The organism is Agromyces humatus, assembly GCF_021228295.1.
In the GTDB taxonomy this organism is placed as follows: domain Bacteria; phylum Actinomycetota; class Actinomycetes; order Actinomycetales; family Microbacteriaceae; genus Agromyces; species Agromyces humatus.
The window spans coordinates 21341-39862 of sequence record NZ_JAJQPD010000008.1; the positions used below are offsets into that span (position 1 = coordinate 21341).

Genomic DNA, 18522 nt, shown 5'->3' on the forward strand with positions numbered 1-18522 from the left:
CCGCATCGAGACCACGCCACGAGCAAGGGAGCACACATGGCCGAGCAGAGCACCGCACCGCAGACCGCGGCGCCGACCCCGATGATCTACAAGGGCCTGGCCGGTGTGCCGGTCGACTACACGGCCGTCTCGAAGGTGAACCCCGACACCAACTCGCTGCTCTATCGCGGGTACCCCGTGCAGGAGCTCGCCGCGTCGTGCACCTTCGAGGAGGTGGCCTACCTGCTCTGGCACGGCGAGCTGCCCGACGACGCCGAGCTCGCCGCGTTCGAGGAGCGCGAGCGGTCGCTGCGCGGCCTCGACCACGACGTCAAGCGCATCATCGACGAACTGCCGCTCACGGCACATCCGATGGACGTCGTGCGCACGGCCGTGTCGGTGATCGGCGCGAGCGACCCGGCCACGCCCGACGACTCACCCGAGGCGAACCTCGACAAGTCGTTGCGGCTGCTCGCGAAGCTGCCCTCGATCGTCGCCTACGACCAGCGGCGCCGCCACGACCTCGAGTTCGTCGAGCCCCGCGACGACCTGGGCTTCTCGGCGAACTTCCTCTGGCAGACATTCGGCGAGGCGGCGGAACTCCCGGTGGTGACGGCGTTCGACGTGTCGATGATCCTCTACGCCGAGCACTCGTTCAACGCGTCCACGTTCACCGCGCGCGTCATCACGAGCACCCTCGCCGACCTCTACTCGGCCGTAGTGGGGGCAATCGGGGCGTTGAAGGGTCCGCTGCACGGCGGAGCCAACGAGGCGGTCATGCACGCCTTCGAAGAGATCGGCGCGGGCGAAGGCGGCGCCGAGCGCGCGGTGGCCTGGCTCGACACCGCCCTCGCCGAGAAGCGCAAGATCATGGGCTTCGGGCACCGGGTCTACAAGAACGGCGACTCGCGCGTGCCCACGATGCGCGACTCGATGGAGCGCATGGTCGAGCACTACGACCGGCCCGACCTGCTCGAGCTGTACGTCGCGCTCGAGCAGGCGATGGGCGAGCGCAAGGGCATCAAGCCCAACCTCGACTACCCGGCCGGTCCGACGTACCACTTGATGGGATTCGACACCCTGACATTCACCCCGCTGTTCGTCGCGAGCCGCATCACCGGGTGGACGGCGCACATCATGGAGCAGGCCGCGGCGAACGCCCTCATCCGGCCGCTCTCGGTCTACAACGGCCACGACGAACGGCACGTCCCCACGAAGGACTGACGCCATGTCGCACGTGTTCCTCGAGATGTCGATGACCCTCGACGGGTTCACGGCCGGGCAGGGCGTGAGTCTCGAGCGGCCGCTCGGCATCGACGGCGACTGCGTGCACGAGTGGCTCCGAAACTCCGTCTTCTCAGGCGCCGCGCCGCGCGACGACCGCTCGGGCGTCGACGACCGCGAATCCGACGAGGTCGACCGGCGCGCCCGCGCGGCGATGTTCGAGTCGACCGGCGCGTTCGTGATCGGCCGGCGCACGTTCGACGTCGGCGAGGGGCCCTGGGGCGACGATCCCGTGTTCGGGGGTCGGCCGTGCTTCGTGGTCACGAGCCGCGAACGCGAGCCGTTCTCGCGCGGCGGCTCGCGCTACGAGTTCGTGACCGGCGGGGTTCGCGAGGCGGTCGGGCGGGCGAGTGCGGCCGCGAGTGCGGCATCGGTCTGCATCATGGGCGGTGCGGATGTCGCGCGCCAGGCCCTGGCCGCCGACCTCGTCGACGAGGTGCGCCTGCACCTGGCGCCGTTCCTGCTCGGCGGAGGGTCGAGACTGTTCCCCGACGCGTCGGGGCATCGGGTCGATCTCGGCCCCGAGTCAGTCGAGCAGGGTGCGCTCGCGACGCACCTGCGCTACCGGGTGCTGCGCTCGGCCGGGTGACGCGAGCGTTCGTACAACCGCGGCCAGCGGCATCCGCATCGCCGCTGTGGTGATGTGCCAACGTTGAGGAAACGACCACGATTCCGGCATACAGTCGTGGACTATGCACATGATCTTCCGCACGCTGCTGCACGTGCTGTTCCTCGCGCGCCGCAAGCCCGACCTCGCGCACGACGAGGTCGCCCGCACGAACTTCATCACCCTGCCGACCGACCTCGACATCAACCGGCACATGAACAACGGCGTGTACTTCTCGATCATGGATGTCGCGCGGTTCGACATGCTCGTGCGCAACGGCGTCTGGCAGATGATGCGCGACAAGGCCTGGTACCCGGTGGTTGCGAGCGAGACGATCACGTTCCGCAAGTCGCTGGGCCTGTGGCAGCGGTTCACGATCGAGTCGCGGCTCGTCGGGCACGACGACAAGGCGGTCTACATGGAGCAGCGCTTCGTTCGACCCGGCCCGGGCGGCCAGCCCGAGGTGTACGCGACGGGGTTCATCCGGGCCCGATTCCTGCGCAAGGCGGGCGGCACCGTGCCGATGAGCGAGATCGTCGAGGCGCTCGGCGTGACCGAGGCGCACGGCATCCCCGAATGGCTCGAGCGGTGGGGCACGGATGTCGCGTTGCCGCCGACCCGTGCCGAAGCGCCGTCGGTCTGGCACTGAGGGAGGGTCTCGATACCGGCGCTGCGCGCCTCCTCGACCGACGCCTACGAGAGCGCCTTCTTCGGCACGACGACCTCTTTGATGATGAGCAGGATGCCGGCCGCCACCGGGATCGCGACAAGAGCGCCGGGCAGGCCGGCGAGGGTGCCGCCCGCGAGTGCGGCGATGAGCACGATCGACCCGGGGACCTGCACCGCCTTGCTCATGACCTTCGGCGTGAGCACATAGGCCTCGACCTGCATGTAGATGAGCATCGCGACCAGCACGATGAGCGCCGCCAGCGGCGAGACGAAGAGCGAGAGCACCGTCATCACGATGGTCGTGAGCACGGTGCCGATGAGCGGGATGAGCGTGATGAAGAACGCCGCAACCGCGATCACGAGGGCGAATGGAACCTGCACGAGCCACAGCAGGATCAGGCTGTACGTCGCATTGAAGAACGCCAGCACGACCATGCCGCTGAGGTAGCGACCGACGTTCTGCATGATGCGCTCGGCGTATCCGACGACCCGCTCACGATGCGAGGCCGAGATCAGCGTGTAGATCGCCGCCTTCGATACGTCGAGCGTGGCCGTGAAGTAGATCGTGAGGATGAAGATGAAGAACGCGCTCGAGAGGCCGCCCACGATCGCCAGGCCGATGTTGAGTGCTCCGCCGCCGATCGTCGCCCAGAAGTTCGGATCGCTGATCAGGCCGGTGATCCACGTGTAGATCGTGCTGAGCACCCCGCCCGTGCCCGAGGACGCCTCTTGGAACCACTCCTGCTCGCGCATGTTCGCGAGCATTTGCGGCAGCGAGTCGATGAGCAGCGATGCCTGCGAGATCACGAGCGGCAGCACGAGCCACAGCATGCCGGCGATGACCAGGATGAAGAGGATGATCACCGTGACGATCGCGACGCCGCGCTTCATGCCGCGGCGCTCGAACCAGCGCACGAGCGGGTCGAGGCCGAGCGTGATGAACGCCGCAGCGAGCACCGAGAACACGACGCTCGAGATGCTCGCGAACGCGGCGGTGAGCGCGAGCGCGACGACCACGCCGAGCGTCGCGACGAACGCCCACTGGAACGGCCGGTTCGCCATGAAGTCAGCGGCGCGCCCCGGGCGGCCGGGGCGGTCGGTCGTCGCCTGCTCGGCCTCGCGTGCACGTCGCTCGATGCGCTTCACGGCGTCAGTCTAGAGGGGCGGATGTCGCGTGGTCGGGACATCCGCATCGTCGGCATCATCGATGCCGGGCTCAGGCCTTGGCGCTGCTCGGAACCGTCAACTCGCGGTAGTGGGGTGCGAAAACGGGATAGTAGGTGTCCCACACGGGGAGCTCTGCCCCGGAGCGGGCCGCGATGAGCCGATCGAGGTAGTAGTCCCAGCCGGGGCCCATGCTCTCGGCCTCGGCCGCGTCCTTGATGCGCTGGCCGAGGGTGAGCGTGGTCATGCCGCCGCCCTCGACGAGGTGGCAGAAGACGCGGATGCCGGTCGGCCCGGAGCCGGAGTCTGCGGTGAAGCGGTACGGTCGCTGGCACTCGAGGATGCTCACGTTCTGCCACTCGGCGTCGCCCTCTTCGGCCGTCATCTGGAAGCGCACGCCGCCCGAGGAGGGCGTGCCGGTGTACGTGCCGATCCACGCCTTCATGGCGTTCGGGTTGGTGAGGCTGTACCACACGTCTTCGATGGGCGCATGGAACAGCCGATCGAACTGCAGGTACAGGCCGTCGACCTTCAGCACGTAGTGTCCGGTCGGTTTCGCGGTCATCTTCGCCTCCCTGTCGCTCGTCACTTCAGGCTAATGCGGTGCGGTGCCTATCTCTAGAGCGACGGGCCTCACTAGAGTGTCGCCATGGGTTCCAGTGGGGGCGCGAAGCGCAAGCCGAATCATCCGTCGAGCGGTCAGGCGCACGAAGAGACCATGAACGTCACCGAGGGCAAGTCCGGCCTCTGGGGTGCGCTCGCCGGACTCATCGTGTTCGCGGTCATCGCCGTTCCGTTGTCGGCGGCGTTCGCGTTCGCGACCAACCCGCACACGCAGCAGCTCTTCGCCGGCCGGCTCTCCGACGCGACGCAAGGCGGGTATCAGGCGTTCTGGTGGATCGTCACGATCTTCCTGCTCGCGCTGCCGTTCCTCGTCGGCTACGGCGTGGCCAGGCTCTCGGCGAAGTCGCTCACGGTCATCGGTGCCGTCGTGGCGCTGTTCCTGATCGCGGTGCTCGTGCTGGGGCAGCTGTTCGTCTTCTAGGCGGCTGGTCTTCTCGGCGCCCTGTTCGCGGCCGGGCTCTTCGGTGACCGCATCCGAGTCGGTCGGGCGCGCGATCGAGGGTGTGGCGGCATTGCCGCCGAAGGCGTCGAAGGGCTCGAAGTAGGTCGTTCGGTTCGGCACGCGTCGTGGTCGCGCGCGAGTAACATCGATCCGATGCATCCCCTGATGGCTCGCGCGGACCTCCGTCACCAGAACCTGCGTCGCGCGCTCCAGATCGTGGTCCGCGACGGCGGAACGGCGACGCGCGCGAAGATCGCGCGAGAGACCGGTCTGACCTCGGCCACGGTCTCATCGCTGATCGCCGAGCTCGAGCAGTCGGGGTTCGTCGACGAGGTCGGGCAGGCGTCGAGCACCGGAGGCAAGCGGGCCACGCTGCTGAGAGCGGCCGAGCGGGGGCACGAGATCATCGCCGTGCGGGTGCGACCGCACCTGATCATGGGCTCCGTGTTCAACCTCGCCGGCGAGAAGCTCGCCGAGGACCGTGCCGACTTCGAGTCCGACGTGCGACCCGACGACGTCGTCGAATTCGTCGAGCGCCTCGCGAGCAGCCACTGCGAACAGCTGCTCGCTGTGGGCATCCAGGTCCCGGGCGCCGCCGAATCGCGGGTCGTCGTCGAGAGCGTGCAACTCGGATGGTTCGAGCTCGCCCTCGGTGAACTCGTCGAGGAGGCGGTCGGTGCTCCCACGCACGTCATCAACGACGCCCACGCTGAGGCGCTCGGAGAGCTGATCGATGAGCGCATGCGAGAGGGCGTGCAACTGTTCGTGCACCTCGGCGAGGGCATCGGTGCCGCCGTCGTGCATCGCGGCGAGCTGCTTCGGGGCGCGTCGGCCCGCGCCGGCGAGATCGGGCATGTCCGCGTCGTGTTCGAGGGCGAGCGCGCACAGTGCCGTTGCGGGCTCTACGGCTGCCTCGAGTCCGCCGCGTCGATGAGCGCCATGATCGGCGACGAGTTCCGCGATGAACTGACCGCCGACGAGATCGCGAGGCTCGTCTACGACCCCTACATCCGGGCGCGGCTGGCCGCGGGCGCGTCGGCGTTCGCCCGCGCGCTGCGCATGCTCGCGGCAATGCTCGATCCCGACGACGTGGTCATCGGCGGTGCTGCGCCATCTCTCGGCCCCGACTTCCTCAGCATGCTGCAGGACGAGTTGGATCTGTACCGCGCGAAGGGCGCCGGCCCGGTCGCCGTCCGCTACGCACGTCCGACCGACCCGTTCCTCGGTGCGGCCCAGCATGCCCTCATGTCGACGCTCGGCGTTCGGTGGAACCATCCGGGTGTCGCACTGGCCGGCTGAGTCCGAGCCCGACTGCGGTGCTGGTGGGCCGACGGTTGCCGATGGAGCATACCATACGGTATGGTATGTAGTATGAACGGCCTGCTGCCCGACCCGATCTGGCCGGTCGTCGTGCTCGCGGCGATCCAGCTGGTCGACGGCATCATCAGCTACAAGCCGGTCGCCTTCGTGGCCGAGTGCTTCGACGACGTGCACTTTCCACGTCGCTGGTGGTGGATCATGACCCCCATCAAGTTCGCGGCCGCCCTCGGCCTCATCGCGGGCCTCTGGATCCCGTATCTCGGCGCCGTGACCTGCGGGGCGCTCATCGCCTATTTCGTCGTGGCGATCAGCATGCACCTGCGCGCACGAGACTTCGGGCGCAACCTGTTCGTGAACGCGACGGGCATGCTGGTGATCTGCGTCGCGACGATGCTGTGGAGCTTCGTGCTCTAACCGGTCGCCGCGTCGCCGGGCACCGCCTCGAGCAACAGCTCGTAGACCCGGCGCAGGTCGTCGGGTGCGATCGGCGGAATCGTCATCGCGGCGCCGAGTGACACGAGGTAGGGCACGAGCGCCGCGGTGCGGGCGGCTGCATCGGAGTCGACGGCTGGGCGCCACGCGGCCTGCAACGCATCGATGACCGCGGCATCGATGCGCGCCTGGGCCGCGCGGGCGACGGGGTCGACGGCGGCCCATGCCCGCACGGCGAGGTCGAGCCCGGGTCGCCGGATCGACTCGGGCCGAGACGTTGCGAGCTCGGTCAGCCACGCGAGCGTATCGCGGGTCTGGTCGCCGCGACGTGCTTCGATGGCGTCGGCGAGGGCGCCGAGGGTCCGCCGCTCGTACTCGGCGAGCAGCGCCTCACGGTACCCGGGAGCGCCGTCGAAGTGGTGGAAGAACGAGCCCTTGGTGAGTCCGATGCGCGCCGCGATGCGATCGATGCGAAGCCCGGCCTCACCCTCGTCGGCGAGCACGGCGAGACCCTCGTCGAGCCAGCGTTGCCGAGTCGTGGACATACCCGCCACCGTACCCGAAGGTATGGTCGCCGGCGAGCGCGAGCGCGAGCGCGGGCGCGGGCGCGCTCGGCCGCTCAGGCGCCGGATGCCTCGAGCACGGCCATCGCGGCATTGTGTCCGCCGATGCCGCTGACGGCGCCGCCGCGGACCGCGCCCGAGCCGCAGAGCAGGATGCGCGGGTGCTGCGTCGCCACGCCCCATCGTTCGGCGGGAGTCGTGAGTGGCGCATCGTCTTCGGCCCATGGCCACGACAGCGGCCCGTGGAAGATGTTGCCGCCCGGCATGCGCAACGCCTCCTCGAGATCGTGCGTGGTCTTCGTCTCGATACAGGGCCGGCCCGAGGCATCCGTCGCGATCACGCTCTCGATCGGCTCGGCGAGCACCGAATTCAGGGACTCGATGACGGCCGCCTGCAAGCGTTCGCGCAGCGCGTCGTTGCCGAAGCGCTCGACGAGGCGGTCGGGTGCGTGCAGCCCGAAGACGGTGAGGGTGTGCATGCCGGATGCCACGAGCTCGGGTGCGAGGATCGACGGGTCGCTCAGGGTGTGGCAGTAGATCTCGCACGGCAGCGGTGACGGGATCTCGCCGCGCGCGGCCGTGGCATACGCCCGGTCGAGCTGCGTCTCGAGTTCGTTGATGTGGAACGTGCCGGCGAACGCCGCCTCGGGGGCGACCGCGCTGTCGCGCAGCCGGGGCAGCCGCGTGAGCAGCAGGTTGACCTTCACCTGTGCGCCCTCGGGCACGGCCAGGCGGCGCAGGCGCTCGCGCACGACGGCGGGGATCGAGAGCGACTCGTCGCTGAACGGCGGCTCGTCTCGCGGGGCGATGCCGGGCGCCTCGGGGGCGATCGGAGCCGACGCACCCGCGTCGAGCAACCGCTCGAGCACGGCCGGGGCGACGTTGGCGAGCACGGTCGTGGCGGTGATCGTGTGCTCGGCGCCGTCGACGCGGTAGCGCACGTGACCCTCACCCGAGACGCCGAGCACCCCGGCGCCGGTGACGAGGTCGGCACCCGCCTCGCGCGCGGCCCGGGCGAGCTCGCCGGTGACCGCGCCCATGCCGCCGACCGGGACATCCCAGTCGCCCGTGCCGCCGCCGATGACGTGGTACAGGAAGCAGCGGTTCGCGTCGAGTGCGGGGTCGTCGAGGTCGGTGAACGTGCCGATCAACCCGTCGGTCGCGACGACGCCCCGCACGAGGTCGTTGGTGAATCGCGCGTCGACGGTCTCGCCGAGGGGGCGGTCGACGAACTCCTGCCAGATGCGGTCGTCGCCGACGAGAGTGCGCGCCTCGGCGCGCGTCGGCAGCGGCTCGGTGAGGGTCGGGAAGAGCCGATCGGCGAGTCGAGCGGTGTCGGCGTAGAACGCGTCCCAGGCGCCGGCGTCATCGGCCGCGTCGACGCGCGCGAAGGCGGCGACGGATGCCTCGGGCCCGGCCTCGTTGTCGATGAGCAGACCCCGTGCGGGGTCGGTCGGATCGGGGGTGTACGACGAGTAGCGCCGACGCACCAGCCGCACATCGAGTCCGAGGTCGTCGATGATGCGCTGCGGCAGCAGGCTCACGAGGTACGAGTAGCGCGACAGCCGTGCGTCGACACCCTCGAACGCCTGCGCCGAGACCGCCGCGCCGCCGAGGTGGTCGTCGCGTTCGAGCAGCAGCACCGAGCGTCCGGCGCGGGCGAGGTAGGCGGCAGCGGTGAGGCCGTTGTGGCCACCGCCGAGGATCACGACGTCGTGGGGCTGAGGCATCCATCGAGCGTAATCGAACCGCAAGTGCCTTCCGGGGGTGCTTTCCCGCCATCTGGAGTGTCGATCGGCCCTACATCTGGCGCGAATGCACCCCCGGAACGGGTGGAGGTGGTGGAGGTGGAGGTTGAGGTGGAGGTGGCCTGCGCAGCACGGTGCGCCAGATCGTGACGAGCATCGCCGTGAACGTGACGATCCAGGCGGCGAGGGCGAGCCAGGTCCAGCCGAAGCCGATCGCCTGCACGATGGGGAGATGGTCGACGTCGCCGAGGAACTGCGACCCGACGCCGTACATGCCGAGTGGGAAGACGATGCTCCACATCGTCGGCTCGTATCGCAATGGCACACGGTGGCGTACGTGGCGCCAGTATCCCGCGATCACGAGCGGCGGGATGAGCCACGTGCCGAAGGCCCAGAAGAACACGGAGGCGCCGGCGATGAGCCCGCGGGTCGCGTCGACCATCGGGGCATCGGCCATCTCGACGATGCGCGCGCCGGCGACGACCGTGATCGCGGTCGCGCCCATCGCGACCCAGTACGGCGGGGTGAGATCGGCCGGGCGGAACGGGTAGGCCAGCATCCGCACCCCCACGAAGACGCCCACCGCGCAGTACAGGAAGGTGCCGACCGACCATGAGAACACCGCGAGGAGCGCCAGCGCCGGGCGCCATGACGGAGTCAGTTCCACCTGCAGCGTGGCCGCAAGCATGGCGATGGACTGACTGGCCACGGCCCAGATGAACCAGGTGCCGTTCGCCGTGCCCAGCGCCAGCACCGTGCGCCGGCCGAGCACGGCCGTCCACGGCACCGTGTAGCCCAGCACGATCCACGCCAGTGAGGCGATCAGCAGCAGCCCGACCGAGAGGGAGTTGAGTCCCTCGAGACCCAGCCGACTGCCCAGCACGCAGCTGGCTGCCACGAACGTGAAGTAGCCGAACGCGCGCGCCGGATCCGCGAAGTCCGCTGCCATGGCCCCGCGGTGCCGCAAGAGACGAACGATGTTCAGGGCGATCAGGGTGACGTACGCGACAGCGGCGATGACGAGCAGCAGCCTCGAGAGCGCCATCACCTCGTTGGTGTGCATCGCCACTGAGAGGATGCCGCTCGCCATGACCAGTGCGAAGTACCCCGGGGTGAGTCCGCTCACCGCCGCATCGGCTCGGGCGAGCAGGGTGCTGCCCTCGGGATTCGGTCTGGCGTGCAGCGTGGACACGCCCTCAGGGTATCGCCGGGCAGGCCGGCCCGGGCAGGGCCGGCCCGGCCGCGCTAACGCGCCCGGCGCATCGCCCGCACGCCGACCACCACGCCGATCGCGCAGGTCGCGGCCGCGGCGATGATGCCGCCGACGACCGCCGCAGCCCCGAAGTCGCCCGCGAGCAGCGCCCGCTCGGCACCGACGAGGTAGCTCAAGGGGTTCACCGCGGCGGCGACCTGCATCCACGCGGGACCGTCTTCGAGCGGCAGCAGCATGCCCGAGAGGATCATCAGCGGGAACAGCAGCGTCTGGTGCACCATCCAGAACATCCAGTCGCGGTTGCGGCAGGCGAGGGCGAGCGTGTAGCTGAGGGCACCGAACCCGATGCCGAAGACGGCGAGCACCGCGAGGCCGGCGATGAGCCCCGCCGCGTCGAGGCTGAACCCGAACGGCACGGCGACGAGCACGACGATCGTTCCCTGGATGGTCAGCGGCACGACCTCTTTGAGTGCTCGGCCGACGAGCAGGGCGCTTCGTGAGAGCGGCGCCACCAGGGTCCGTTCGTGCGAGCCTGTCTGCATCTCGAAGAGCAGGTTCGCGCCGGTCGACGCGGTACCGAACAGCGCGACCATCACGAGAATGCCGGGAACGAACCACTGCAGGGTTCCGGCGACATCGCCGCCGGCCGCGCCGACGAGCAGGGGCCCGAACAGGCCGAGGAAGACGAGTGGCTGCACGAGCGAGAACATGACGCTGAACGGGTCGCGCACGAGCGGTCGCGACTCGCGCACGAAAACCGCGGCCGTGTCGCGCACGAAGCCGGTGGGGCGTGCGGATGCCGCGGGGCGATCGTTCTCGGCCGCGACGGCGGTCGAGGCGGGGCTGATGGTGTTCATTGGATTTCCTTCCGAGTTGTGATCGGTCGTGCGGTCGTTCTGGTTGCCAGCGCAGGAAGTTTCAGGCGACGCGCCGTTGCGGAGGCGGACTCGGGGTGCTCCTACGGCGTGTCTTCCTGCATTGGGGGTGAGTTGGGCGGGATGGGTGGGCGGGGGTGGGGTTTCGGGACGCTCGCTGCGCTCGCTCCTCAACTCGCTGTGCTCGCTCCTCAACCCGCGAGGGCCGGCTCGGCGGATGCCGCGGCGGCGGCCTCCTCGCGGAGACTCCGGCCCGTGAGCGCGAGGAAGACGTCGTCGAGCGTGGGCTGGCGATGCGTTGCGGCGACGGCCTCGAGACCGGCGTCCGAGAGCGAGCGGATGTACCGGGGCAGGGCCCGATCTCCGCCCGGCGCGGTGACGGCCACCACGCGGGCATCGACCCCGTCGACCTCGCCGCCGATGCGCGCGGCCGCGGTCGCGGCATCCGATGGCGTCTCGAACGTGAGCGTGACGCGGTCGCCCGCGAGCGAGTTCTTGAGCGAGCCCGCGGTGTCGTCGGCGATGACGGCGCCGTGGTCCATGACCATGACGCGCTCGGCGAGCTGGTCGGCCTCATCGAGGTAGTGGGTCGTGAGGAAGATCGTCGTGCCGGTCGCCCGGCGCAGGTCGACGATGTGCTCCCACAGGTTCGCGCGCGAGTGCGGGTCGAGGCCCGTCGACGGCTCGTCGAGGAAGAGCAGCTCGGGCCGGTGGATGAGTCCGAGCGCGATGTCGAGTCGCCGCTTCTGCCCGCCCGACAGGGACTGCACCGTGCGGTTCGCGACCTGGTCGAGCTCGAGCGACTCGATGAGCTCGGCAGCACGCGCACGCGTCTCGCGGCGGCCCATGCCGTAGAACGCGCCCTGCGCGTGCAGCTCGTCGCGCACACGCTGGGTGTGTCCGCCCGAGTTGCCCTGGCCGACGTAGCCGATGCGGCGGCGCACGCCGGCGGGATCGGTGCGGATGTCGCAGCCGGCCACGATCGCCTCGCCGGCGGTCGGCGGCAGCAGGGTCGTGAGCATGCGCAGCGTCGTCGACTTGCCGGCGCCGTTCGGGCCGAGGAAGGCGACGAGCTCGCCGGCGTCGACGGACAGGTCGACGGAACGGACGGCCTCGACGGTCTGTCCCTTCGAGCGGAACGTCTTCGTGAGGCCCTGTGCGGTGATCATCTGGTTCGTTCGGTTCGTCATGCCTGCAGTCTTCCGAGGCATCCGGTCACTTCTTGTCCTGATGAACGAGATACTTGAGCCATGGCCGCCACGACCTCGAGAACCCTCGAACTCCTCTCATTGCTGCAGAGCCACCGGCACTGGTCGGCGCGCGAACTCGTCGGCCGCCTGGGCGTGAGCGAGCGCACGCTGCGCCGCGACGTCGAGCGGCTGCGCGAGCTCGGCTACGGGATCGAGTCGATGCGGGGGAGTGCGGGCGGCTACCGCCTCGAGGCCGGCACCGGCCTGCCGCCGCTGCTGCTCAGCGACGACGAGGGCGTCGCGATCGCGGTGGGCCTGCGCTCGCAGGCGACCGCCGGGCTGCGCGGCGCCGAGCACACGACGCTCAGCGCCCTCGCGAAGATCGAGCAGGTGTTGCCGCCTGCACTGCGGCGCCGCATCGACGCGCTCGCCTCGCACGCGACGGTCGGGGCGGGCGCTGCGGGGACCGGCGGGCGGCCGACGCCCGAGGTCGACGCCGAACTGCTCGGCCTACTCGCGCTGGCCTGTCGCGATTCCGAGCGGCTGCGATTCAGGTACACGGATGCCGCGGGCGAGGCATCCACTCGTTCGATCGAGCCCTACCGGCTCGTGCCGGTGGCCCGTCGCTGGTACCTGCTCGCCTGGGACCGTGATCGCGACGACTGGCGCACATTCCGGCTCGACCGCATGAGCGAGGTGTTCCAGACCCGGGTGCAGTTCGAGCCCCGGCCGATGAGCGACGACGAGGCGCGCACCCGAGTCGAGCGCGCCTTGCGCTGGCGGGCGCGCAGCGTGAGGGCTCGCGTCGTGATCGCGATGCCCGCGGCCGAACTCACCGACTACCTCGGTTGGTACGGTCGCGACGTGGTGCCCGACGGGCCGGCGCAGTGCGTGTGGCCGCTCGAGTCCGACGCCGTCGAGAGTCTGTTCCTGGTGCTCATGTGGCTGCCCCGGGGCATCCGCTATCGCGTCGAGGCGCACGCCGACGTGCTCGCGTTCCTCGCGGAACAGGGCGAGCGGTTCTCCTCGGCGGCCCTCGCCGAGGACCTCAACGGCCCCTGAACACGGCGGCGCCCCGGCCGTCGTCGGGACGACCGCCGGGGCACCTGTTGGGGGCGTCTCACCTCGTGGCGACGAAGATGTCGCCGTCACGGCCGAAGTACAGCCGGTGACCATCGCGCGACAGTGACGGTCGTGTTTCCGATCCGCCGGTGTTCACGTTCGGGCCGAGCTCGACCGGCGGCTGCCAGGCGCCATCGGGTCCGCGCACGGAGGAGTAGATGTCCATGCCGGCGCTCCCGGGTCGAGACGATGCGAAGACGATCTCCCGGGCTCCGGGAAGCACGTTGGGCATGATGTCGTCAGCACCGGAATTGAGCTCCGCGACCGGCGTGGGCGCCGTGAACCGGAAGTCGCCGATCATCCTGCTCACGTAGATCTCCTGCGTGCCTCCCGGGATGGGCGCGCCGCTCGAGAAGTAGAGCGACAGTCCGCCCGGCCCGCTCGCCAGTGACGGTCCGTACTCCATGCCGGGCAGGTTCGGCCCGTCGGGCGCGCACCCGAGGTTGCGGGGTGGTGCCCACGCACCGCTGGCCGGGTTCTGCGACGTGATGTAGATGTCGCCGAGTCCGCATGCGACGGTGCCGTATGCGTCGGTGCCGCCGCGCGTGGAGACGAACAGCAGCTCGTTGCCGGGCAGCGGTGTCGGGCAGAAGTCCTGGGCGGGGCCGTTCACGGGCTCGGGCAGCATTGTCGGTGCGCCGAACGGCGTCATCGCGCTCTCGCGGGTCGCCACCCAGATGTCGTTGTCGCCGCCTTCGCGCGTCGAGGCGATGTACAGGCTCTTCCCGTCGGGAGACTCGATCGGGCAGCCGTCGGCGCCTGGCGCGTTCACCGCTGAGACAGGCACGGACGGTCCCCAGCCATCGCTTCCGCCCTGGGCGGCGTGCGCCGGCGCGGTGACGAGCGCTCCGATGACGATCGCCGTCGCGACCGCGGCGAACGCGAGCCTTCTTCTGTTGCCGAGCATGTCGATTCCCCTCTTCTCGGGTCGGGGCAGCGAACGCTGCGGAACCAGTCGAGCGCAATCCGTTATCAGCCTGTTAACGACCCCATTGACGGATATCGGCCGGCGCTCCAGAGTGGACGCGTGGAGATCGGCGTACTCGGGCCGGTGACCGTGGGCGGTGGAGCGGTCGCGCTCTCCCCGCGGGATCGCGTGGTGCTCGCCGCGCTCGTCGCGCGGGCAGGCGAAACCGTCTCGGCGTCAGAGCTCGCCGACGCGCTCTGGCGCGACGCGCCGCCGGCATCATGGACGAAGGTCGTTCCCGGCTGCGTGATGCGCCTGCGGCGCGCGCTGGGCGGCGCGGGCGCGATCGAGACGGTCGGCTCCGCCTACCGCCTGGTCGTCGAGCGCGTGGAGATCGACGCCGTCCGCTTCCGGCAGCGAGTGGCGCGCGGGCATGAGCTTCAGCAGCTGGGCGAGCCCGACCGCGCCGTCCACGTGTTCGCCGAGGCGCTCGAGCTCTGGCGCGGGCGGGCGTACAGCGATTCCGACGAAGCCTCGCTCGTGCGCGTCGAGGCGACCGCCCTGGAGGAGTTGCGCGACGACACCGAGGAGGCCCTCGTCACCGCGCGCCTCGAGGTCGGAGCGCTGGGCGAGGTGATCGGGGAGGCGCAGTCACTCGTTGCGCAGGAGCCGTTGCGAGAGAAGCGCTGGGCATTGCTTGCCCAGGCCCAGTACCGGGCGGGCCGGCAAAGCGACGCCCTCCAGACGCTCCGTGACGCTCGCGCGACCCTCGTGGAAGAGCTCGGGCTCGATCCCGGGCCCGATCTCGTTGAGCTCGAGCGGGCGATCCTGCGCCACGACTCCGCCCTGCACGTCGGCGAGGTCTCGACACCCCCCAGTCGCGAATGCCCCTACTTCGGGCTCGTCCCGGCCGGACTCGACGATGCCGACCTGTTCTTCGGTCGAGAGCGCGAGCTGCGGTCATGGCTGCCCGCTCTCGCGGAATCGGGCGTCCTCGTCATCGCGGGGCCGTCGGGCGTCGGCAAGTCCTCCCTCGCGCGGGCGGGGGTCGCCGCAGCCCTGCGGGCGCAGGGCAGAACCGTCTCGGTGATCACACCCGGTGCGCGGCCGATGGCGGCGCTCGAGGCCGGCATCTCTTCCGGTCCTCGCGCGCTGATCGTCGATCAGTGCGAGGAAGCGCTGGTGCTCTGCCAGGACCTCGCCGAGCGAGGACTGTTCTTCCGCACCCTCGCGGAGTCGTTCTCACATGACCTCCTCGTCATCACACTGCGCGCCGACCGGCTGGGCGACCTGGCGAATCACCCCGAGTTCGCCCGACTCGTCGAGCGGAACCTCGTGCTGCTCGGGCCGCTCGACGCAGACGGGCTGCGCAGCGTGATCGAGCGGCCTGCGCGTCAGGCGGGTCTGCTGCTCGAACCCGGTCTCGTCGATCTGCTGCTGCGTGACGTCGCAGACGAACCCGGTGCGCTGCCGTTGCTCTCGCACGCACTCCGGCAGACGTGGCTGCGTCGTGAGGGCCGCACACTCACGGTCTCGGGATATGCGGAGGCCGGCGGCATCAGCGGCGCCGTGGCGCAGACCGCCGAGCAGCTCTACGGCGAGCTTTCCGACGAGCAGCGAGCGCGTCTTCAATCACTGCTGCTGCGTCTGGTCGATGCCACGCCTCAGTCGCTTCCGACTCGCCGCAGGATGCCGCTCGACGTCGTCGCCTCCGATCCTCGTCGTGCCGAACTCGTGCGCCTCCTGGTCGACGCACGTCTGCTCACGAGCGACGACGGCACCGTCGAGGTCGCGCATGAAGCACTCGCACGGGCATGGCCGCGCCTGACGGAGTGGCTGGAGCAGGACGTCGACGGGCAGCGCATCCTCCGGCACCTCACCGCGACGGCCGAGGCCTGGGATGCCATGTCGCGTCCAGACAGCGAGCTGTACCGTGGAGCGCGGCTCAGCGCCGCGCTCGCGTGGCGGGATGCCGCATCTCCCGAGCTCACCTCGATCGAGGAGTCATTCCTCGATGCCTCGGTCGGGCGCGAGCAGGCCGACCTGCGGGCCGCGACACTTCAGCTGGCCAGGGAGAAGCGGAGCGTCGCCTGGTTGCGGCGGCTCGCCGCGGGCGCCGCCGTCCTCGCCCTCGTGGCCGCCGGGGCGGCGGCCTTCGCCTTCATCGAGCGTCAGCGGGCCGACGATCGCGCGTTGGTCGCCGAGGCGCGCCGCATCTCGGCACGCGCCCTCGTCGACCGGCCGTACGATCGTGCACTCCTGCTGGCGACCGAGGCGATCGGCCTGTGGGACAGCGTCGAGACACGGGGAAGCCTGCTCAACACGCTCCAGCGCAGTCCGCTCGCGTCCCGCGTCATCCGCAGCGGGGATGCGCCGATCATCCACTTCGATCTCTCGTCCGACACGAGTCGTGCGGTGGTGGTGGACAGTCTCGAGAACCTCGCCCTCATCGAGACCGAAGGCCGAGCGCCCATCGCCGGCCTCAGCGACGAAGGCACATCGTATATCGACGCCGAACTCAGCCCCGACGGCCGAAGCGTCGCGGTGTCGTCGGTCAACGTGGAGTGCTGGTTCGCCGACTGCCGCGACGTCGCCGTACGGTTGGTCGACGCCGACGACCTCAGCGGGCAGGGCACGCGGCTGGGCGGCTTCCCGCTGCCCGTCGCCGACGTGTCGTTCTCCCACGATGCCGCCATGATCGCCGCCATCGCGCCGATCCCGTGGTATCCGGCGCCGGGCAACATCGCGGTGTGGCACGCCGACGAACTCGACGCGCCCGCCGTCGTCATGGATCTGACCGAGCTCGGGGAGAACCCGGCCCTGACCCCCGACCGCTTCGTGTTCGGCACTGTCGAGTTCGCACCCGACGGGCAGACGCTCTATGCGAGCGGTTACGGCTCCACGGTCGCCTTCGACACCGCGACCGGGGAGGCCAGGGCCACGTACGGCGGGCTCGGCCTTCTCGGCGTCAGCCCCGATGGCCATTCGATCGCACTCGTCGGCACCGGGAACGAGGCGCTCCTCCAGGACACCGCCACCGGGGCGACCATCGAGCTCGTCGGGCACACCGCCCACGTGCGGGATGCCGCGTTCAGCCCCGACGGCGCCCTCGTCGCGACAGTGGGGAACGATCACACCGCGATGGTGTGGGACGCCCGCACAGGTGAGCGGAACCATGTTCTCGAAGCCCATGTCGGGGCGGTGCACGGCGTCGAGTTCGGGCCGTCCGGTGCCCTCTTCACCGCGGGAGCGGACGGTGCGGTCATCGAATGGGACCTCACCGGCGACTCCGGCCTGTTCCGCGAGGTCCTGACTGAGCGCCCGCTCGAGCACGTGGTCGCCGGCGTGCCGTTCGTGGCTCCGCATGGGGAGCGCGTCGTGGTGATGGGCGAGACGAGCGTGGATCTCATCGAGGTGACGACGGGCGTGGTTCGCTCGATCCCCTCCGGGACCGCCCGGTGGGCGGCCTTCCATCCCGACGGCGATCGCTTCGCAACCGTGACCGGCAGCGGGGTCGCCGAACTGTGGGATGCCCCGACCGGCGAGCTCGTCGCGAGGAGCGACCCGGGTGCGGCGAACGGCGGTGCGCTCGCGTTCACCCCCGACGGCCGGAGCGTGGTCGTGGCCGAGCGTTCGGGCGACGTGCGCATTCTCGACGCCCGCACGCTCGAACAGCTGCGACCGACGATCGATGTCGGTGTGCCGGCGACCGGCATCCGCGCGGCCGACGGTGTCGTTGCGGTGACCTCGCAGGGAATCGACACCGGGTCGGGCACCGAGGTGGTGTTCGCGGATGTGAACGACGGTGCGATCCTGCGTCGCGTCGAGCTCGACTCGTGGGGCGTCCGTGCCGCGTTCAGCCCCGACGGATCGCGGTACGCGTTCGGCGGTCGCGACGGTGACCTCGGGGTCTTGGACATCGCCACCGGCGAGGTCGTGTACGGCTCGACGGAGCCCATCCACCAAGGGCCCGTGTCGTGGGTCGTCTTCACCGGCGACGGCGAATCGCTCATCAGCCTCGGGTACGACGGCGAGGTCGTCGTCTCGTCAGGCGATTCCGCTGTGCCCTTCGCCCGCCTCTCATCGGCGCAGCCGAGCATGGCGGCACACGGGGTGTTCAGCGATGCCACGATGCTCCGGATCGGCTACGCCGACGGCTCGGTCGCCGAGTTCGATACCGATCCCGGGCTGTGGGCGCGGCACGCATGCACCGTCGCCGGCCGCGACCTCACCGCGTCGGAATGGCAGGATGCGTTCGGCGCGCGCGAGTATCGGCCGACCTGCGGGGGGCTCACGGGCCTCGCTGGTGCGCGATAGGCGGATCACGAGCCGTGTCGAGGGCAGCGCACCGTTGCGGATGTCGGCGGCAGGGCGTTGGCTTAC

At 70.1% G+C, this 18522-nt stretch carries 16 protein-coding genes; 8 read left to right on the forward strand and 8 right to left on the reverse strand.

Annotated features, from left to right (window positions below; translation table 11 throughout):
* The first annotated feature begins 36 nt into the window (after nucleotides 1–36).
* From LSF15_RS13850 to LSF15_RS13860, 3 genes are all read left to right on the forward strand, one after another.
* Entirely contained in the window at nucleotides 37–1203 is a 1167-nt protein-coding gene (locus LSF15_RS13850; protein ID WP_232499141.1) for a bifunctional 2-methylcitrate synthase/citrate synthase, read from the forward strand.
* 4 nt (nucleotides 1204–1207) lie between these two features.
* A complete protein-coding gene (locus tag LSF15_RS13855; RefSeq protein ID WP_232499142.1) occupies nucleotides 1208–1852 on the forward strand; it encodes a dihydrofolate reductase family protein in 645 nt (214 codons plus the stop codon).
* Nucleotides 1853–1961: 109 nt separating this feature from the next.
* The gene (locus tag LSF15_RS13860) at nucleotides 1962–2519 is read left to right on the forward strand and encodes an acyl-CoA thioesterase (RefSeq protein WP_308188480.1); all 558 of its coding nucleotides are present in this window, start codon (nucleotides 1962–1964) and stop codon (nucleotides 2517–2519) included.
* A gap of 44 nt (nucleotides 2520–2563) precedes the next feature.
* Here the strand turns inward: LSF15_RS13860 and LSF15_RS13865 are convergent, their stop codons facing one another.
* Nucleotides 2564–3685 (reverse strand): AI-2E family transporter, encoded by a 1122-nt coding sequence (locus LSF15_RS13865; protein ID WP_232499144.1) that lies wholly within the window; start codon nucleotides 3683–3685, stop codon nucleotides 2564–2566.
* Nucleotides 3686–3755: 70 nt separating this feature from the next.
* Nucleotides 3756–4268: an SRPBCC domain-containing protein gene (locus tag LSF15_RS13870; protein WP_232499145.1), complete on the reverse strand. Its 513-nt coding sequence runs from the start codon at nucleotides 4266–4268 to the stop codon at nucleotides 3756–3758.
* Nucleotides 4269–4352: 84 nt separating this feature from the next.
* Between LSF15_RS13870 and LSF15_RS13875 the strand changes: the two genes are divergently transcribed.
* The 3 genes from LSF15_RS13875 (at nucleotide 4353) to LSF15_RS13885 (ending at nucleotide 6503) form a co-directional block, all read left to right on the forward strand.
* Nucleotides 4353–4748 carry a hypothetical protein gene (locus tag LSF15_RS13875; RefSeq protein WP_232499146.1) on the forward strand — a complete coding sequence of 132 codons (396 nt, stop codon included), beginning with the start codon at nucleotides 4353–4355 and terminating at the stop codon, nucleotides 4746–4748.
* A 186-nt stretch (nucleotides 4749–4934) separates the two neighbouring features.
* Nucleotides 4935–6068 carry an ROK family transcriptional regulator gene (locus tag LSF15_RS13880; protein WP_232499147.1) on the forward strand — a complete coding sequence of 378 codons (1134 nt, stop codon included), beginning with the start codon at nucleotides 4935–4937 and terminating at the stop codon, nucleotides 6066–6068.
* A 72-nt stretch (nucleotides 6069–6140) separates the two neighbouring features.
* On the forward strand, nucleotides 6141–6503 hold the full coding sequence (locus LSF15_RS13885) for a DoxX family protein (protein WP_232499148.1): 363 nt from the start codon (nucleotides 6141–6143) through the stop codon (nucleotides 6501–6503).
* Here LSF15_RS13885 and LSF15_RS13890 read toward each other — a convergent pair.
* From LSF15_RS13890 to LSF15_RS13910, 5 genes are all read right to left on the reverse strand, one after another.
* On the reverse strand, nucleotides 6500–7066 hold the full coding sequence (locus tag LSF15_RS13890; RefSeq protein ID WP_232499149.1) for a TetR/AcrR family transcriptional regulator: 567 nt from the start codon (nucleotides 7064–7066) through the stop codon (nucleotides 6500–6502). The two genes, LSF15_RS13885 and LSF15_RS13890, sit on opposite strands and share 4 nt — an antisense overlap.
* A gap of 74 nt (nucleotides 7067–7140) precedes the next feature.
* Nucleotides 7141–8814, reverse strand: a complete 1674-nt coding sequence (locus LSF15_RS13895; RefSeq protein WP_232499150.1) for a phytoene desaturase family protein — start codon at nucleotides 8812–8814, stop codon at nucleotides 7141–7143.
* 70 nt (nucleotides 8815–8884) lie between these two features.
* Complete coding sequence (locus LSF15_RS13900) at nucleotides 8885–10024, reverse strand: tellurite resistance/C4-dicarboxylate transporter family protein (protein WP_232499151.1); 1140 nt, start codon at nucleotides 10022–10024, stop codon at nucleotides 8885–8887.
* Between the two features lie 53 nt (nucleotides 10025–10077).
* Nucleotides 10078–10902, reverse strand: a complete 825-nt coding sequence (locus tag LSF15_RS13905; protein WP_232499152.1) for an ABC transporter permease — start codon at nucleotides 10900–10902, stop codon at nucleotides 10078–10080.
* Nucleotides 10903–11111: 209 nt separating this feature from the next.
* Nucleotides 11112–12110 carry an ATP-binding cassette domain-containing protein gene (locus LSF15_RS13910; RefSeq protein WP_232499153.1) on the reverse strand — a complete coding sequence of 333 codons (999 nt, stop codon included), beginning with the start codon at nucleotides 12108–12110 and terminating at the stop codon, nucleotides 11112–11114.
* A gap of 60 nt (nucleotides 12111–12170) precedes the next feature.
* Here LSF15_RS13910 and LSF15_RS13915 point away from each other — a divergent pair, with 60 nt between their 5' ends.
* Nucleotides 12171–13172 carry a helix-turn-helix transcriptional regulator gene (locus LSF15_RS13915; RefSeq protein ID WP_232499154.1) on the forward strand — a complete coding sequence of 334 codons (1002 nt, stop codon included), beginning with the start codon at nucleotides 12171–12173 and terminating at the stop codon, nucleotides 13170–13172.
* Nucleotides 13173–13230: 58 nt separating this feature from the next.
* Here LSF15_RS13915 and LSF15_RS13920 read toward each other — a convergent pair whose 3' ends face one another.
* A complete protein-coding gene (locus LSF15_RS13920; protein WP_232499155.1) occupies nucleotides 13231–14139 on the reverse strand; it encodes a TolB-like translocation protein in 909 nt (302 codons plus the stop codon).
* Between the two features lie 120 nt (nucleotides 14140–14259).
* On the opposite strand from LSF15_RS13920, the gene LSF15_RS13925 reads away from it, so the two are divergent.
* Entirely contained in the window at nucleotides 14260–18456 is a 4197-nt protein-coding gene (locus LSF15_RS13925; protein WP_232499156.1) for an nSTAND1 domain-containing NTPase, read from the forward strand.
* The last annotated feature ends 66 nt before the right edge of the window (nucleotides 18457–18522 follow it).

Coding starts and splice junctions, on each gene's coding strand:
- LSF15_RS13895 (WP_232499150.1), bottom strand. CDS start 8,814: ATGCCTCAGCCCCACGACGTCGTGATCCTCGGCGGTGGCCACAACGGC.
- LSF15_RS13910 (WP_232499153.1), bottom strand. CDS start 12,110: ATGACGAACCGAACGAACCAGATGATCACCGCACAGGGCCTCACGAAG.
- LSF15_RS13855 (WP_232499142.1), top strand. CDS start 1,208: ATGTCGCACGTGTTCCTCGAGATGTCGATGACCCTCGACGGGTTCACG.
- LSF15_RS13880 (WP_232499147.1), top strand. CDS start 4,935: ATGGCTCGCGCGGACCTCCGTCACCAGAACCTGCGTCGCGCGCTCCAG.
- LSF15_RS13885 (WP_232499148.1), top strand. CDS start 6,141: ATGAACGGCCTGCTGCCCGACCCGATCTGGCCGGTCGTCGTGCTCGCG.
- LSF15_RS13860 (WP_308188480.1), top strand. CDS start 1,962: ATGATCTTCCGCACGCTGCTGCACGTGCTGTTCCTCGCGCGCCGCAAG.
- LSF15_RS13890 (WP_232499149.1), bottom strand. CDS start 7,066: ATGTCCACGACTCGGCAACGCTGGCTCGACGAGGGTCTCGCCGTGCTC.
- LSF15_RS13920 (WP_232499155.1), bottom strand. CDS start 14,139: ATGCTCGGCAACAGAAGAAGGCTCGCGTTCGCCGCGGTCGCGACGGCG.
- LSF15_RS13915 (WP_232499154.1), top strand. CDS start 12,171: ATGGCCGCCACGACCTCGAGAACCCTCGAACTCCTCTCATTGCTGCAG.
- LSF15_RS13905 (WP_232499152.1), bottom strand. CDS start 10,902: ATGAACACCATCAGCCCCGCCTCGACCGCCGTCGCGGCCGAGAACGAT.
- LSF15_RS13875 (WP_232499146.1), top strand. CDS start 4,353: ATGGGTTCCAGTGGGGGCGCGAAGCGCAAGCCGAATCATCCGTCGAGC.
- LSF15_RS13870 (WP_232499145.1), bottom strand. CDS start 4,268: ATGACCGCGAAACCGACCGGACACTACGTGCTGAAGGTCGACGGCCTG.
- LSF15_RS13850 (WP_232499141.1), top strand. CDS start 37: ATGGCCGAGCAGAGCACCGCACCGCAGACCGCGGCGCCGACCCCGATG.